Origin of the sequence: Streptomyces sp. NPDC058295 (assembly GCF_042880655.1) — a bacterium.
GTDB lineage: Bacteria > Actinomycetota > Actinomycetes > Streptomycetales > Streptomycetaceae > Streptomyces > Streptomyces coriariae.
In genome coordinates, this window is record NZ_JBHVYO010000012.1 from 145,453 (window position 1) to 160,816 (window position 15,364).

A 15,364-nucleotide genomic window follows, 5' to 3' on the forward strand; every position below is an offset into this window, starting at 1 on the left:
CATTGTGCCAGCACCGGCTGTGCGCGGTCAGACGCCGACCTCGTCCCCCGCCGCCCGGGTGGCCGGAATCGCGCACTCCGCCGGATCCCCGGCGGGTTGGGCCGCCGCCAGCGCGCGGGCGCGGCGGCGGGCCAGGGGTGCGGCCAGCACGCTCAGCGCGATGAACGCGGCGATGGTCAGCAGCACGATCGTCGCACCGGGCGGGACGTCCTGGTAGTACGAGGTGACCGTGCCGCCGATGGTCACCGTCACGCCGATCGCCACCGCGATCGCGAAGGTGGCGGCGAAGCTGCGGCTGAGCTGCTGGGCCGCGGCCACCGGGACCACCATCAGGGCCGACACCAGCAGCAGGCCCACCACCCGCATCGCCACCGTCACGGTGACCGCCGCCGTGATCGCCGTCAGCAGGTTCAGCGCGCGGACCGGCAGGCCGGTGACCCGGGCGAACTCCTCGTCCTGGCTGACCGCGAAGAGCTGGCGGCGCAGGCCCAGGGTGACGACGACCACGAAGGCCGCGAGCAGGCAGATCGCCGTGACGTCCGACTCGGAGACGGTGGACAGCGATCCGAACAGGTACGACGTCAGGTTGGCGTTCGAGCCGCCCGGCGCGAGGTTGATGAACATCACGCCGCCGGCCATACCGCCGTAGAAGAGCATGGCGAGGGCGATGTCGCCGCGGGTCCTGCCGTACCAGCGGATCAGTTCCATGGTCACCGCGCCCAGGACCGAGATGGCGGTGGCCATCCACACCGGGGACCAGGACAGCAGGAAGCCCAGGCCGACGCCGGTCATCGCGACATGGCCGATGCCGTCGCCCATGAGGGCCTGGCGGCGCTGGACGAGGTAGATGCCGACGGCGGGGGCCGTGATGCCGACCAGGACGGCGGCCAGCAGCGCCCGCTGCATGAAGGCGTAGTTCAGGAAGTCCATCAGCTCAGCAGTCCCGTGCGGATCGGTTCGGCGCCCGCGGGTGCGTGCGGGTGTACGTGGTCGTGGCCGGGCAGCGCGTGCTGGCCGAGGGCGCGCGGGGGCGGGCCGTCGTGCTGGACGCAGCCGTCGCGCAGGACGACCGCCCGGTCGATCAGGGGCTCCAGGGGGCCCAGTTCGTGCAGGACGAGCAGGACGGACGTACCGGCCGCGACCTGGTCCTTCAGGGTCCGCGCCAGGACCTCCTGGCTGGCCAGGTCGACGCCCGCCATCGGCTCGTCCATGATCAGCAGCTCGGGTTCGCAGGCCAGTGCGCGGGCGATCAGCACGCGCTGGTGCTGGCCGCCGGAGAGGGCGTCGACGTTGTCCCTGGCCCGGTCGGCCATGCCCACGAGGTCCAGGGCGTACCGTACGGCCTCGCGGTCGGCCTTGCGGAAGACGCCGAAGCGGGTGCGGGAGAGCCGGCCCGAGGAGACGATCTCCGTCACGGTGGCCGGGACCCCGCCGGCGGCCGTCGTGCGCTGCGGTACGTATCCGATCCGCGCCCAGTCCCGGAACCGGCGCTGCGGGATGCCGAACAGCTCGACCTCCCCGGCGCTGACCGGGACCTGGCCGATCACGCTGCGTACGGCGGTCGACTTGCCCGAGCCGTTCGCGCCGAGCAGGGCGACGACCTCACCGCGCCGCACCGTGAGGTCGATGCCCCGCAGGACCGGGCGCGAGCCCAGCTCGGCGCGGACCCCGCGCAGCGAGATGACGGACTCGGCCTTCGCGCCGGTGACGCTCGCGTCCATGACGCCCTCCGTAGAGATCACTGGAGATTCACTTCGTTCCCAGGGCTGTCTCGAGCGCCTTGAGGTTCGCCTTCTGGACCGAGAAGTAGTCCGTGCCCCGGGACTTCTTCGTGATGCCCTCGATCGGGTCGAGGACGTCGGTCTTGAGGTTCGCGTCGGAGGCGATGGTCTTCGCGGTCTTGTCGCTGACGAGCGTCTCGTAGAACACGGTCGTGACGCCGTCGGCCTTCGCCATCTTCTCAAGCTCCTTCACGCGGGCGGCGCTGGGCTCCGACTCGGGGTCGAGGCCGTTGATGGCCTCCTCGGTCAGGCCGTAGCGCTCGGCGAGGTAACCGAAGGCGGCGTGCGTGGTGACGAAGACCTTGGTCCTGGTGTTCGCCAGCCCGTCCTCGAACTGTGTGTTCAGGGCGTCGAGCTTCTTCACGAGGGTCGCGGTGTTGGTCCGGTAGTCGGCCGCGTGGTCCGGGTCGGCCTTCTCGAAGGCCTTGCCGACGCCCTCGGCGACCTGGGAGTAGCGCACCGGGTCGAGCCAGATGTGCGGGTCGAGGCCGGACAGCTCCTCGTTCTCGTGGTCGTCGTGCTCGGCCGCGTGGCCGCCGACCTCGTTGCCGTGCTTCTCCAGCGTGGTGAGGGAGGCGGCGTCGATCTTGGTCTTGATCTCGGACTGGGCCACCGCGTCGTCGACGGAGGGCTGGAGGTTCTTGAGGTAGAGCACCGCGTCGGACTCCTGGAGCGCGGCGGTCTGCTTGGCGCTGATCTCCAGGTCGTGCGGCTCCTGGCCGGGCTCGGTGAGGCTGGTGACGTTCACATGGTCCCCGCCTATCTGCTCGGCGAGGAAGGCCATCGGGTAGAACGACGCGACGACGTCGAACTTGTCCGTGTTGGCCGCGGCCGCGCTGTCGGAGGAGCAGGCGGAGAGGGTGCCGAGGCCGAGGGCCGTGACCGCCGCGACCGCGGTGGTGGATATGAGTCGTCGTCGTACGTTCATGACAGTCATTTTCAACAAATATGGAAACCGTTGTCAACAAGGCCTGGTAACGGCTGGGTAAGGGTCTGGGTAGGGATCCGATTTGGTCGAGGGGGAGTCCCCGCCGGTACCCTGAAGTCTTCTCTGGAAGCGCATCTCGCTTCGCCGCCCGTCGTCGTTATGAAGAGAGCACCGTGGCCGCCGACAAGATCGACACCATCGTCAGCCTGAGCAAGCGCCGTGGCTTCGTATTCCCGTGCAGTGAGATCTACGGCGGCCAGAAGGCCGCCTGGGACTACGGACCGCTGGGTGTCGAGCTCAAGGAGAACCTGAAGCGCCAGTGGTGGCGCTACATGGTGACGTCGCGCGAGGACGTGGTCGGTATCGACTCGTCCGTCATCCTGGCCCCCGAGGTCTGGGTGGCCTCCGGCCACGTCGCCACTTTCTCCGACCCGCTGACCGAGTGCACCTCCTGCCACAAGCGGTTCCGCGCGGACCACCTGGAAGAGGCGTACGAGGCCAAGCACAACCGTCTGCCGGAGAACGGCCTGGCGGACGTGAACTGCCCCAACTGCGGCAACAAGGGCCAGTTCACCGAGCCCAAGCAGTTCTCGGGTCTGCTCTCCACCCACCTCGGCCCCACGCAGGACACCGGCTCCATCGCCTACCTGCGCCCCGAGACCGCCCAGGGCATCTTCACCAACTTCGCCCAGGTGCAGACCACTTCGCGCCGCAAGCCGCCGTTCGGCATCGCGCAGATGGGCAAGTCCTTCCGCAACGAGATCACGCCCGGCAACTTCATCTTCCGCACCCGCGAGTTCGAGCAGATGGAGATGGAGTTCTTCGTCAAGCCGGGCGAGGACGAGACGTGGCAGGAGTACTGGATGGAGCAGCGCTGGAACTGGTACACCGGCCTGGGCATGCGCGAGGAGAACATGCGGTGGTACGACCACCCGAAGGAGAAGCTCTCCCACTACTCCAAGCGCACCGCTGACATCGAGTACCGCTTCCAGTTCGGCGGCAACGAGTGGGGCGAGCTGGAGGGTGTCGCCAACCGCACCGACTACGACCTCTCCGCCCACGCCAAGGCCTCCGGCCAGGACCTCTCCTACTTCGACCAGGAGGCCCAGGAGCGCTGGACCCCCTACGTCATCGAGCCCGCGGCCGGTGTCGGCCGCGCGATGCTGGCCTTCCTCCTCGACGCCTACATCGAGGACGAGGCGCCCAACGCCAAGGGCAAGCTGGAGAAGCGGACCGTTCTCCGCCTCGACCACCGCCTGGCCCCGGTGAAGGTCGCGGTCCTGCCGCTGTCCCGCAACCCGGAGCTGTCGCCCAAGGCCAAGGGCCTCGCCGCCGCGCTGCGCCAGAACTGGAACATCGAGTTCGACGACGCCGGCGCCATCGGCCGCCGCTACCGCCGCCAGGACGAGATCGGCACGCCGTACTGCGTGACCGTCGACTTCGACACCCTCGACGACAACGCGGTCACCGTCCGCGAGCGTGACTCGATGAAGCAGGAGCGGGTGTCCCTCGACCAGATCGAGAGCTACCTCGCCGGCCGTCTGATCGGCTGCTGATCTCGCGTCTCCTCGTCCGTACTCACGAGTGCCGGGTCCCTTTCGGGGGCCCGGCACTCGTCGTTCCCGTGCTCCCGGCTCTCGTGCTCCCGCCGCCGGTGGCCGCGCAGCAGCACGTTGGCGTCCGTCTCCGCGCTCCGGTCGTGCGCGGCGCGGGCGCTCTCCCGGCGAGCCGCCAGGTCGTCGCACTCGGCGCAGTCCGGCTCCGGTACGGGCGGGCGGGGTGTGCCGATGCCGACCATGAACGGCGCGTCGGTCCGGGCACGCCGGTTCGCCGCCCGCACGCCCGCGCTCAGCCGCTCCTCGGCGGTCGCCGGCCGCAGCGCCGCCGGGTCGGCCTGCCACTCCCGGCCGCCGCCGACCGGCCGCAGCATCGCGTAGGGACCGGACCGGTCCTGGTACTCGCCGACCTTGTCCGTCGCGGGGTCGTAGAGCAGAGCGCCCGGCTCGTGCTGCGTGTCGTGCATGTCTTTCGCTCCTTTCACCCAACTTGCATACCAAATGCGACAGTTGGGCTACTCTGGGTAGTGGGGGTTGTCGTCAGGATGGCCCGCGATCGGGGTCGGCGCGCCGCTGACGTGGGGCCCGGCGTCGTCGGGCAGCGCATATTCCACAAATTCCGGAGGGGTGAGATGCCGTCGAGGCGGGTGGTCACGGGACGCAGCCAGGAACCACGGCGACGCTTCGCGGAGGAGTTGCGTCTCCTGCGGACCGAGAAGGGGGACAGCCTGCGGCAGCTGGAGGTGGTGCTGGGCTGGAACGCGTCGACGTTCGGGAAGATGGAGGGCGGCCAGAGCCTTGGCAGCCCGGAGATCGTGGAGGCGCTCGACCAGCACTACGGGACGACCCCGATGCTGCTCACGCTGTGGGAGCTGGCGGTCGCGGATCCTTCGCAGTTCAAGGAGCAGTATCGGCGGTACATGTTGTTGGAGGCTGAGGCGATCGGGCTGTGGCACTACGGGGTGAGCAGGCCTCCCGGGATGCTGCATACGACTGGCTATGCGCGGGAAGCGCTCGCGGCGGGCGGGCTCAAGGGTGAGGAACTGGAGCAACAGGTCGAGGCTCGCATTGGGCGGCGGAAGGTGCTGGAGGGGGTCGATGCGCCCCCGTTCCGGATGATCCTCTCCGAGGCGGTGCTGCGTAATTCGCTGCGCAATCCCCAAGAGTGGCGGGAGCAGTTGGAGTGCCTGTCGGAGGCCGCTGAGCGCCCGAACGTCACCCTTCATGTGCTGCCGTTCGGCACCGGGCTGCACTCGTTGGACAGCACCGACATGATGTTCCTGCGCCTGGTGGATGGCCGAACGGTGGCCTATACCGAAAACGATGTGCGAGGTGAACTGGTCGAGGAAACGAGCAGGGTTGAGCGTCTGCACCGCACTTATGATGCGGTACGTGACCTGGCGCTGAGCCCTGCCGAGTCGCGGACGTTCATCTTGCGTATGTTGGAGGAAGTGCCGTGCGAGCCATCGACTTGAGCAACGTGACGTGGCGCAAGAGCAGTTACAGCAACTCGGACGGCGGCCAATGCCTTGAGGTCTCCGACGACCTCCTCAACGCCGCCGTCTGGCGCAAGAGCAGCTACAGCAACTCGGAAGGCGGCGCCTGCCTCGAAGTCGCCGACGAGGTAACCTCCCTCGTCCCCGTCCGGGACAGTAAGGACCCCGGACGGGGTGTGCTGGCGTTCGGGCCGGACGCCTGGGGCCACTTCGTCCGCGCCTACAGGTCCAGGTCCACGTAGAGCGCCGCGTGGTCGGAGGCCGCCGTGCCCTTCGAAGTCACCGTGTCGAAGGACTTGATGTCCTTCGCGAAGATGCCGCGGGTCTCCAGCCCGACGTGCTGGACCTCCGGCCACAGCTCGGGGGAGAGCAGCAGATAGTCGAGCTTGTCCCGCTCGCTCTTGCACTCCCCGTGCGTGCCGGGCAGTCCGCGATAGGCGCGGTGACTCATCACGTCCCGCAGGCCGGTGTCCCGTAGGACCGTGGCCGGGTCGCTGTCCGGGTCGTCGTTGAGGTCCCCGGCGACGATGACGTGCGGGGTGCGCTCCAGTGCGGCCCGGTAGATCTCGGCGACCCGCTTCGCCTGCGCCAGGCGCAGGTCGGGGTTGTCCTGGAACTTGCTCTTCAGGTGGTTGCCGAGGACCACCAGGGGCGTGCCGTTGAGCTGGATCTCGAACTCGGGGCAGTCGCGGCTGAAGAGGCGCAGGTCGGGACGTTCGGGGCCGGTGTCGAAGAGATGGGTTCGCACGGACGTGATGGGGTGCCGGGTGAGGATCCCGATGTCGATGCCCCGGGGATCGTTGCCGTCGATCAGCAGGGCGTAGGGGTACGGCCGTCGGCCGAGCGCCCCGGCCAGCACCTGCGTGTTGAAGCGTTCCAGGGTGAGGCGGTCCTCGACCTCGACGGTGAGCAGGATGTCGGCGTCGACCTCCGAGACCACGCGGCCGGTGTTGCGCACCACGTTCATCTCGAAGTCGTCCTGTCCCAGTTCGGCCCAACCGGCCCACGCGGCACGGCCCTTGGCGGTGACCACGATGCGGGGGTTCCTTCCCGGCTCGGGCGGCTTGAACAGTCCGGAGTCCTTGCCCGGACGTGACTGGTTCACGTAGATCGGCGGCGGGTTCTTCGGATCGATCTCGTACGCCCGGTGCTTCTCGATCAGGCCGGCGATCTTCGTCTTGTCGTCGTCCGTGTACACGGGCAGGTCCAGGAGAGTGACCAGCGTGGCGAAGTCGTCGAGGATCTCCTCGCGCTTCGCCGGGTCCTCGACGCGGAAGGCCGTGGGCCGGCGGAAGAGGTTCTCCATGTTGAAGGTGGCGATGCGGATGCTCATGGCAGCCTCCATGGCGGCGCGAAGGGCCGCTCGGCCGGCGGCAGGCGCCGCCGAGGTGACCGCGCACCGACATCTCCCATTGTCCTCGGACCTCCCGTCCCGTCGACCGGACAGATGCCGGAGGGCAGACGACAGATGGCAGGCAACAGACAGTCAGATGACAGCTGACAGATGTTGAAATCTGTCAGCTGTCATGCGATGCTGATGTGCATGACGATGCGAACCCGTTCCCTCGGTACCACCGGTCCCCAGGTCTCCGCCCTCGGCCTCGGCTGCATGGGCATGTCCGCGCTGTACGGCGACGCGGACCGGACCGAGGGGATCGCGACGATCCACGCCGCCCTCGAGGCCGGCGTGACGCTGCTGGACACCGGCGACTTCTACGGCATGGGCCACAACGAGCTGCTGATCGGCGAAGCCCTGCGCACCGCTCCCGCCGCCCGCCGCGAACAGGCGCAGATCAGCGTGAAGTTCGGCGCCCTGCGCGACCCCGACGGCGGCTGGAGCGGCTACGACGGTCGTCCGGGAGCCGTGAAGAACTTCGCCGCCTACTCCCTCCAGCGCCTGGGCGTCGACCACATCGACGTCTACCGCATCGCCCGGCTCGACCCCGACGTACCGATCGAGGAGACGGTCGGCGCGATCGCCGAGCTCGTCGAGAAGGGGTACGTCCGGCACATCGGCCTCAGCGAGGTCGGCGCCGAGACCATCCGCAAGGCCGCCGCCACCGCGCCGATCGCCGACCTCCAGATCGAGTACGCGCTGATCTCGCGAGGCATCGAGAAGTCGATCCTGCCGGTCACCCGGGAGCTGGGGATCTCCATCACGGCGTACGGCGTGCTGTCGCGCGGGCTGATCTCCGGGCACTTCACCCCCGACCGCAAGCTCGCCGCGAACGACTTCCGGGCCTACTCGCCGCGCTTCCAGGGCGACAACCTCCAGCACAACCTGAACCTGGTGGAGGCCCTGCGGAAGATCGCCGAGCAGAAGGGCGTGTCCGTCGCGCAGATCGCGATCGCCTGGGTGCTGGCCCAGGGCGAGGACATCGTGCCGCTGGTCGGCGCCCGGACCAGGGAGCGGCTGGCGGAGTCGCTGGGCGCGCTGGACGTCGTCCTGGAGGCCGCCGACCTCGCCGCGATCGAGGACGCCGTCCCGGCCGACGCGGCCGCCGGTGAGCGCTACTCGGCCGCCGCGATGGCCCACCTCGACAGCGAGCGCTGACCCGCCCTCCGGGTACGGTCTGAGCATGTCACCGACCACCGAGACCCTGACCGCCGAGCGCATCCTCGAGGCGACCGAGGAGGTGCTGCGCCGCCACGGACCGGCCAAGGCCACCGTGGTCGACGTGGCGCGCGCGCTCGGCGTCAGTCACGGCAGCGTCTACCGGCACTTCCGGACGAAGGCGGCGCTGCGCGAGGCGGTCACGAAACGGTGGCTGGACCGGATGTCCGAGACCCTCTCCACCATCACCGCCGACGGGACGCGCGCCCCGCAGACCCGGCTGCGCGACTGGCTCGCGGCGCTCTTCGAAGCCAAGCGGCGCAAGGCGGGCGACGACCCCGAGCTGTTCGCCACCTACATGGTGCTGGCCGGGGAGAGCGGCGAGGCGGTCGGCGAACACCTCGCCGACCTGACCGGCCAGCTCACCCGGATCATCGAGGCGGGAGTGGCGGCGGGCGACTTCGCCGTCCCCGACCCGAGGACCACCGCCCGCGCCGTCTTCCACGCCACCGGGCGCTTCCACGACCCCGGCTACCACCGGCTGTGGGAGCGATCGGGGGCCCAGGAGGACTTCACGGCGGTGGTGGACCTGCTGCTGCGCGGGCTGCGGGGGAATCTCTGATGGCCCCGACGATCCGCCGGGCCGTGATCCCCGCCGCCGGGCTGGGCTCGCGGCTGCTGCCCCTCACCAAGGCGATCCCGAAGGAGATGCTCCCGGTCGGCGACAAGCCGGTGATCGAGCACACCGTGCGCGAGCTGGTGGACTCGGGCATCACCGACATCACCATCGTCGTCTCCGGCGGCAAGAGCCTGATCCAGGACCACTTCCGCCCCAACCCGGCCCTCGTCGAGCAGCTTCGCGCCGACGGCAAGACGGCCTACGCGGACGCGGTCGAGGAGGTGGCCGAGCTGGCCCGCAGGGGCCACATCACCTACCTCGACCAGCGCGGCCCGTACGGCAACGGCACCCCGGTGCTGAACGCCGCCCGCTCCTTCGGGGACGAGCCGGTCCTGGTCCTGTGGCCCGACGACGTCTTCGTCGCCGAGACCCCCCGCGCCCAGCAGCTGATCCGCGCCTACGAGCAGACCGGCTGCCCGGTGCTGGCCCTGCTGCCGATGGACCCCGCCGACTCCCAGCGCTACGGCGTCCCCGTCGTCAAGGAAGACCTCGGCGACGGCACCCTGCGCATCACCGGCCTCGTCGAGAAACCCGACCCGGCGCGGGCACCGTCGTCGTACGCGGCCATCGGCGGTTACGTCGTCACCCCCGGCATCATCGACGAACTGCGTGAGCAGACCCGCCGCTGGTACGAGCACCGGACCGGCGAGATCTACCTGACCGACGCCATCAACGCCTACGCCCGCGGCCGCGCGGTGTACGGCCAGGTCATCCAGGGCCGCTGGTACGACACCGGCAACCCGGCCGACTACCTCGTCGCCCAGCTGGCCCACGCCCTGGCCCACCCCGAGTACGGGCCGGTGCTGCGGGGCCTGGTCAGCGACCTCGACGCCCGCGGTGACCGGGCCGCTTCCCTCGCACCGACCGAAGAACGCTCAGGTCGGTTCCCGCTCGCGTAGGCGCGGCGGGTTCACCGCGGGGTCACCCAGCCCGGCGCCCAGGTCCCGGCGGCGTCGTGGCCGGCCGTGGTGGCGTCCAGGTGGGCGCGCAGGGTGGCCAGCGCCGGGTGGGGGTTGTCCCGGTGCCAGAGGAGCGAGTGCGGATAGACGGGCGTCGGATCGGTCACCGGGATGAGACGCAGGCCGTGTCCCGCGGGCCAGACGAGGCGGGTCTGTCCGCCCATGAAGGTGGCCAGGGCCGGGGTGTCGGCGATGGTGTCGAGAAGGGCGTCCGAGCCGAAGTTGGGGCCGGTCGCCTCGATGGTGAGGCCGAACTCGGCGACGAGGTCGTCGTAGTAGGCGGTCCACTCGGTCCCGGGGGCGAGGCCGGGCATCCAGATCCGGTGCCCGGCGAGCTGGGCCAGGGGCACCGAGCGGGCGCCCGCCAGCGCGTGGGCGGAGCCGGTGAGGAGCTGGAGCGGCTCGTCGAGCACCCGGACGGACTCGATGTCCTCGGGCAGCGGCCGGCCGGGCGCGGCGACGGCACGGAAGGACGCGTCGATCGCACCGGACCGAATGGCGGCGACGGCCTTCTCGATGTCGAACAGCATCACCACGTCGAGGTCGATCTCGGGGTGTGCGCGGTGGAAGCCGCGCATCAGGCCCGTCGCCGCGCCGCGTGAGGCGATCACGTCGACGCGCAGCGGACGGTGGCCGGTGCGCACGGACGCGACCGCGCGCTCGGTGACGCGCAGCAGCTCGCGCGCGTGGGGCAGGAACGCCTGCCCGTCGATGGTGAGTTCGGCGCCGCGCGGGGTGCGGGTGAACAGCCGCACCCCGAGGGTGCGCTCCAGCGCGGCGATGCGCTTGGAGACGGCCTGCTGGGTGACCGCCAGCTCGGCGGCGGCCTCCTGGAACTGCCCCGCGTCGGCGGCGGCGACGAAGGTCCGGACGGTGTCGAGATCCATGGCGACACCCTAGGGATACAACCGATGGTTGTGGTGAGGCGGTCCCACGGTTGTTTGATCCCCGAATGCGATGCTCGCTTTGATGCCTCGGGACGCGGATCGGTTGTGCGGATGCGGGGCGAGGGGCGGCGGACATGAGGAGCGGGCACCGGTTGGGACGGCCGGCCGGACATCGGCTGGGGCGACGGTTCGGCTGGCTCTGGGGAGCCTACGGAACCAGCGCGCTCGGCACCTGGCTCGCCTTCGGCGCCTTCCCGCTGATCGCCGTCCAGGTGCTGCACGCCGGACCGGCCGAGGTCGCCGCGCTCGCCTCCGTGGGGGCCGCGGTGGGCGCGGTCGTGGCGGTTCCGCTCGGCCCGTGGGTGGAGTTTCGCCGTAAGCGGCCGGTGCTGATCGCGACGGACCTGGTGCGGTGCGCGGCGCTGCTGACGATCCCCGCCGCGTTCGCGTTCGGCGTCCTCACCTTCCCGCAGCTCCTGCTGGTCTCGGTCGTCGTCGCGGCGGCCGACATCACCTTCCGTGCCGCCTCCGGCGCCTTCCTGAAGACACTGCTGCCGGCCGAGGACCTGCTCGTGGCCAACGCCCGGTTCGAGTCCACCACCTGGACGACCACGATCGTCGGCCCGCCGCTGGGCGGCTTGGCGATCGGGCTCCTCGGTCCGGTGGCGACGGTGGTGGCCGACGCGGTCAGCTACCTGCTCTCGGCCCTCGGCCTGCGCGCGATGGGCGGCCACGAGCCGCCGGCCGAGCGTCGGGAGGCCGTGCGGATGCGGGCCGGAGACCTGCTCGACGGCTGGCGGTACATCCTCGCCGACGCGGCGCTGCGTCCCCTGTTCTTCAACACCGCCCTGTTCAACGGCCTGGTGATGGCCACCCAGCCGCTGCTGGCCGTCCTGATGCTCGGCCGGCTCGGCTTCGCGCCGTGGCAGTACGGTCTCGCCTTCGCCGCACCCGCGATCGGCGGGCTGCTCGGCTCGCGGCTGGCCCGACCGCTCGTCACCCGGTTCGGGCAGCACCGGATCCTGGTCGGGTCGGGGATGCTGCGCGCGATCTGGCCCGTCGGCCTGGCGTTCCTCGGTCCGGGCACCGGCGGACTGCTGCTGGTGATGGGGGTCGAGCTCGGGCTCATCTTCTGCTGCGGGGTCTTCAACCCCGTGTACGCCACCTACCGCCTGGCGCGCACCGCGACCGACCGGGTCACCCGCACCCTGTCCGCCTGGGCGGTGACGACCAAGGCGTCGACCGCGCTCCTGACCGCCGTCTGGGGCGTGCTGGGCGGCCTGCTCGGCCCGCGTACGGCCATCGGCCTGGCCGGCGTGCTCCTGCTGGCCACCCCGCTGCTGCTGCCCCGCCGCGCGGCAGCGCATCTCTCCGAGCCGGGGCCCGAGCCGGGGCTGGAGCCGAAGCCGGGGCCGGGGCGGACCCGGCGCCGAACCGCTCCCGACGGGCCCCGGTGAGACCCGCCCCAAGGTCAGCTCCCCGCCGTGCACCGCCAGAAGTCCCGCATCAGGGGCGTGGGTGTCGGGTTCTCCATCGCCACCTGGGTGAGGAGGACCGTGACGGTGCCCGTCCGCGGGACGATGTGGGCCGTCGTGCCCGTGCCGCCGACCCAGCCGTAGCGGCCGGGGACGTTCCAGGGGTCGACGGGGGAGACATCGACCCCGCCGCCGTATCCCCAGCCCTGGCCCTCCAGGAACAGGGAGCCCAACTCCCGTTGCTGAGCCGTCAGATGATTGGTCGTCATGCGGCTCACCGAGGTCGGGGAGAGAAGGGTACGGCCGTCGGCCTCGCCGCCGCCCAGGAGCAGACGGGCGAACGCCAGCCAGTCGTCGGCCGTGGACGCCAGCCCGCCGCCGCCCGACGGGAAGGCCGGAACGCGGCTCCACCCGCCGTCCGGGGCGTCCGCCACCTCCAGCGCGCCCGTGCCGTCGGAACGGTAGGCGGTGGTGAAACGGTCCCGCTTCTCCTTCGGGACCTCGAACGCCGTGTCCCTCATGCCGAGCGGCTCGAAGATCCGTTCCGCGAGGAACTCGGGCAGTGTGCGGCCGGACACCCGCGCGATCAGGATGCCCTGGAGGTCGGAGGCGGTGCCGTACAGCCAGGCCTCGCCCGGCTGGTACACCATGGGCACGCGGGCCAGGTCCGCCAGCCAGGTGTCCGGGTCCGGGTAGGCCTGCGGGGCCCGGCCGTCCTTCTGCACGCCGAACAGGGCCTGCACCGCCGGGTGCGAGAAGTCGGACGGGAAGCCCCAGCCCGGCCGGGAGCTCAGCAGGTCCTCGACCGTGACCGGGCGGACCGCCGGCACCACGTCGTCGACGGGAGCGGACGGCGTGCGGACCACCACCGGGTCCGCCAGCTCGGGCAGCCACTCGGCCACCGGCGAGTCCAGGGCAAGGCGCCCCTCCTCCACCAGCATCAGCAGCGCCGCCGCCGTGACCGGCTTGGTGATCGAGGCGATCCGGAAGAGGGACTCCCGGTCCATCGGGGCGGTGCCCTCGATGTCCCGCGAACCGGCGGTCACCACCTCCACCGAGCCGCCGCGGGCCACGAGGCCCACCGCTCCGGGTACGGTGCCGTCGTCGACGTACCGTCGCAGGGTCTCGTGCAGAGCGCTCATGGGCCGGCCTCCGGGTGCGATTGCCACTGGTCGTCCCTCTGACCCCCGGGACGACCGAAAGTCATCGCGGCTCGCGGCCCTCCGAGGGATCCACCGTCGCCTGATGCGCCTCGGCGAGATGTTCCTCGGCCTTCAGCCAGGGCAGGAACTGCGCCCCCTTGCGCCAGCCGCAGGTGTCACATCTGATCGTGCGCTGCACTCCGGCGCGCCGCACTCTGACGACATGCTCCCGCCCGTGCTGGTCCCAGCGGCTCACCTTGCTCGTGTTGATCTCCAGCACCACGCCTCCCTGAATCTCGGCCAGCAAGGAGTGTGCAGCAAGAACAACATCAACAGGGGTTTCGTCCGGTCGAGTTCGCCGAACCGTTCCCCGGCCCCGACCGGGCGGCCGGGGTCACCCCACCTTGCGCGGCAGCCGCAGGCTCAGCAGCCCCGTCACGACGACCCCGCCCAACTGCACGACCAGCGTGGTGACCAGGGCGTCCCGCATGCCCATCCCCGGTACCAGGGACAGGAACAGGGTGCCGAGAGTGGCCACACCCAGCGCCAGCGAGGCCTGTTGGGTGGTCACCATCACCCCGCTGCCGACGCCCGCGCGGGCCGCAGGCACCTCGGACATCACGATCCGCATGACGACGGGCAGTTGGAGCGCCTGCCCCGCACCGGCGACCGCCGCGCCCGGCAGCAGCCCGACGAAGCCGACGTCCGGCCAGTCGGCGCGCACCGCCAGCAGGATGAGAACGACACCCACGCCCTGGACCACCGAGCCCGCCGCGACCACCCGGGCCCCGAACCGCGCCACCAGCCGTGGCCCGGCCAGCGAGACGAGGAGGAAGGCCACGGCCATCGGCGCGAGCGCCAGACCGGCCGGCACCGGGCCCAGCCCTGCTCCGCTCTGGAGCGCCACGGCGATGACGAACATGAACCCGCTGAAGCCGATCGCGAACGGCACCATGATCGTCAGCCCGCGCCGCAGCGTGGTGAGCGCGAACAGGCTCGGCGGCACCAGCGGGGTGCGGCCCTGCCGGTCGGCCCGCCGCTCCACCGCGAGGAACGCGCCCGTCACCAGCGGGAACGCGGCCAGCGACAGCCACGTCCACAGCGGCCAGCCCGCCGCCCGGCCCTCGGTGAGCGGGGCGAGCAGCGTCAGCAGGGCGGCGGCGAGGAGCACGGTACCGGGTCCGTCCGCGGGCTCGGGGTGCTGCGAGCGCGTCTCCGGGACGGTACGGACGGCGAGGACGAGCCCGACGACCACCACGGGGACGTTCACGAGGAACACGGACCGCCAGCCGCTGCCGGCGAGGTCCGCGGCGACCAGCACGCCGCCCAGGATCTGGCCCGCGACCATGGCCAGCCCGGCGGTCGCGCCGTACAGGCTCATCGCCTTGGCACGTCGCGGCCCCTCGGTGGACGACTGGATGGTGGCCAGCACCTGCGGGACCATCGCGGCGGCGGACGCGCCCTGGGCGACCCGGGCCGCGACCAGCGACCACGCGTCGGGCGCGAGTCCGCAGGCCAGCGAGGTCAGGCCGAAGGCGGCCATGCCGGCCAGGAAGAGCCGACGGCGGCCGAACAGGTCACCGAGCCGGCCGCCCAGCACGAGCAGGACGGCGTACGCGAGCCCGTACCCGGCGACGACGAGTTCGAGGACGGACTCGCTCGCGGCGAGATCCCGGCCCATGGTGGGCAGGGCGACGTTGACGATGAAGAAGTCGATCAGGGGCAGTGCCGCGCCGAGCAGCACGGTGAACAGCCCGAGCGAGCCGAGCGCGCGGGGCGCCGCGACCGTCCGTGCGGCGGCTGGGGTGGCGATGGTTTCAGTCACGCTCCCGAGCCTGCGCCGCCGCTCAGCCGGGTACCAGATGCTTCTTATCCTGGTAGAAGGAGTACCTGGCAACAGGGTCCGG

15 protein-coding genes and 1 pseudogene are annotated in these 15,364 nt (G+C 71.0%); 7 read left to right on the top strand and 9 right to left on the bottom strand.

All coding sequences use genetic code 11. From position 1 onward, the window contains the following. Positions 1-27: 27 nt before the first annotated feature. Genes ACFVYS_RS15530 through ACFVYS_RS15540 form a run of 3 tightly spaced genes read right to left on the bottom strand, consistent with a single transcriptional unit; the run spans position 28 to position 2,709 of the window. Entirely contained in the window at positions 28-930 is a 903-nt protein-coding gene (locus ACFVYS_RS15530; RefSeq protein WP_054244836.1) for a metal ABC transporter permease, read from the bottom strand. Further along, positions 930-1,721: a metal ABC transporter ATP-binding protein gene (locus ACFVYS_RS15535; RefSeq protein ID WP_389502317.1), complete on the bottom strand. Its 792-nt coding sequence runs from the start codon at positions 1,719-1,721 to the stop codon at positions 930-932. Before ACFVYS_RS15535 ends, ACFVYS_RS15530 begins: the two co-directional genes overlap by 1 nt. 28 nt (positions 1,722-1,749) lie before the next feature. Beyond that, positions 1,750-2,709, bottom strand: a complete 960-nt coding sequence (locus ACFVYS_RS15540) for a metal ABC transporter substrate-binding protein (RefSeq protein WP_389502319.1) — start codon at positions 2,707-2,709, stop codon at positions 1,750-1,752. Positions 2,710-2,882: 173 nt separating this feature from the next. Here ACFVYS_RS15540 and ACFVYS_RS15545 point away from each other — a divergent pair, with 173 nt between their 5' ends. Further along, entirely contained in the window at positions 2,883-4,265 is a 1,383-nt protein-coding gene (locus ACFVYS_RS15545) for a glycine--tRNA ligase (RefSeq protein ID WP_384114642.1), read from the top strand. Positions 4,266-4,345: 80 nt separating this feature from the next. Here ACFVYS_RS15545 and ACFVYS_RS15550 read toward each other — a convergent pair. Then, positions 4,346-4,732 (bottom strand): annotated as a pseudogene (locus tag ACFVYS_RS15550) (hypothetical protein); the annotation flags it as partial. A gap of 165 nt (positions 4,733-4,897) precedes the next feature. On the opposite strand from ACFVYS_RS15550, the gene ACFVYS_RS15555 reads away from it, so the two are divergent. Next, entirely contained in the window at positions 4,898-5,740 is an 843-nt protein-coding gene (locus ACFVYS_RS15555; RefSeq protein ID WP_389502321.1) for a helix-turn-helix domain-containing protein, read from the top strand. Then, on the top strand, positions 5,722-6,003 hold the full coding sequence (locus ACFVYS_RS15560; RefSeq protein ID WP_389502323.1) for a DUF397 domain-containing protein: 282 nt from the start codon (positions 5,722-5,724) through the stop codon (positions 6,001-6,003). The genes ACFVYS_RS15555 and ACFVYS_RS15560 overlap by 19 nt, the downstream gene beginning before the upstream one ends. Here ACFVYS_RS15560 and ACFVYS_RS15565 read toward each other — a convergent pair. Continuing rightward, complete coding sequence (locus ACFVYS_RS15565; protein ID WP_389502324.1) at positions 5,982-7,094, bottom strand: endonuclease/exonuclease/phosphatase family protein; 1,113 nt, start codon at positions 7,092-7,094, stop codon at positions 5,982-5,984. The two genes, ACFVYS_RS15560 and ACFVYS_RS15565, sit on opposite strands and share 22 nt — an antisense overlap. A gap of 210 nt (positions 7,095-7,304) precedes the next feature. Here ACFVYS_RS15565 and ACFVYS_RS15570 point away from each other — a divergent pair, with 210 nt between their 5' ends. From ACFVYS_RS15570 to ACFVYS_RS15580, 3 genes are read left to right on the top strand one after another with little or no spacing between them, the layout of a single operon-like run. Continuing rightward, a complete protein-coding gene (locus ACFVYS_RS15570; RefSeq protein ID WP_389502326.1) occupies positions 7,305-8,315 on the top strand; it encodes an aldo/keto reductase in 1,011 nt (336 codons plus the stop codon). 25 nt (positions 8,316-8,340) lie between these two features. Then, entirely contained in the window at positions 8,341-8,937 is a 597-nt protein-coding gene (locus ACFVYS_RS15575; protein ID WP_389502327.1) for a TetR family transcriptional regulator, read from the top strand. Further along, positions 8,937-9,893 carry a UTP--glucose-1-phosphate uridylyltransferase gene (locus ACFVYS_RS15580; protein WP_389502329.1) on the top strand — a complete coding sequence of 319 codons (957 nt, stop codon included), beginning with the start codon at positions 8,937-8,939 and terminating at the stop codon, positions 9,891-9,893. Before ACFVYS_RS15575 ends, ACFVYS_RS15580 begins: the two co-directional genes overlap by 1 nt. Before the next feature lie 11 nt (positions 9,894-9,904). Here ACFVYS_RS15580 and ACFVYS_RS15585 read toward each other — a convergent pair whose 3' ends face one another. Next, a complete protein-coding gene (locus tag ACFVYS_RS15585) occupies positions 9,905-10,840 on the bottom strand; it encodes a LysR family transcriptional regulator (protein ID WP_389502331.1) in 936 nt (311 codons plus the stop codon). Between the two features lie 134 nt (positions 10,841-10,974). Between ACFVYS_RS15585 and ACFVYS_RS15590 the strand changes: the two genes are divergently transcribed. Then, positions 10,975-12,297: an MFS transporter gene (locus tag ACFVYS_RS15590; RefSeq protein WP_389502333.1), complete on the top strand. Its 1,323-nt coding sequence runs from the start codon at positions 10,975-10,977 to the stop codon at positions 12,295-12,297. Between the two features lie 14 nt (positions 12,298-12,311). On the opposite strand, the gene ACFVYS_RS15595 is transcribed toward ACFVYS_RS15590, so the two are convergent. The 3 genes from ACFVYS_RS15595 to ACFVYS_RS15605 all read right to left on the bottom strand — a co-directional run bounded on the left by ACFVYS_RS15595 (position 12,312) and on the right by ACFVYS_RS15605 (position 15,282). Then, complete coding sequence (locus tag ACFVYS_RS15595) at positions 12,312-13,457, bottom strand: serine hydrolase domain-containing protein (RefSeq protein ID WP_389502335.1); 1,146 nt, start codon at positions 13,455-13,457, stop codon at positions 12,312-12,314. A 61-nt stretch (positions 13,458-13,518) separates the two neighbouring features. After that, complete coding sequence (locus ACFVYS_RS15600; protein ID WP_020132980.1) at positions 13,519-13,737, bottom strand: hypothetical protein; 219 nt, start codon at positions 13,735-13,737, stop codon at positions 13,519-13,521. A gap of 114 nt (positions 13,738-13,851) precedes the next feature. Continuing rightward, on the bottom strand, positions 13,852-15,282 hold the full coding sequence (locus tag ACFVYS_RS15605) for an MFS transporter (protein ID WP_389502337.1): 1,431 nt from the start codon (positions 15,280-15,282) through the stop codon (positions 13,852-13,854). Positions 15,283-15,364: the final 82 nt, after the last annotated feature.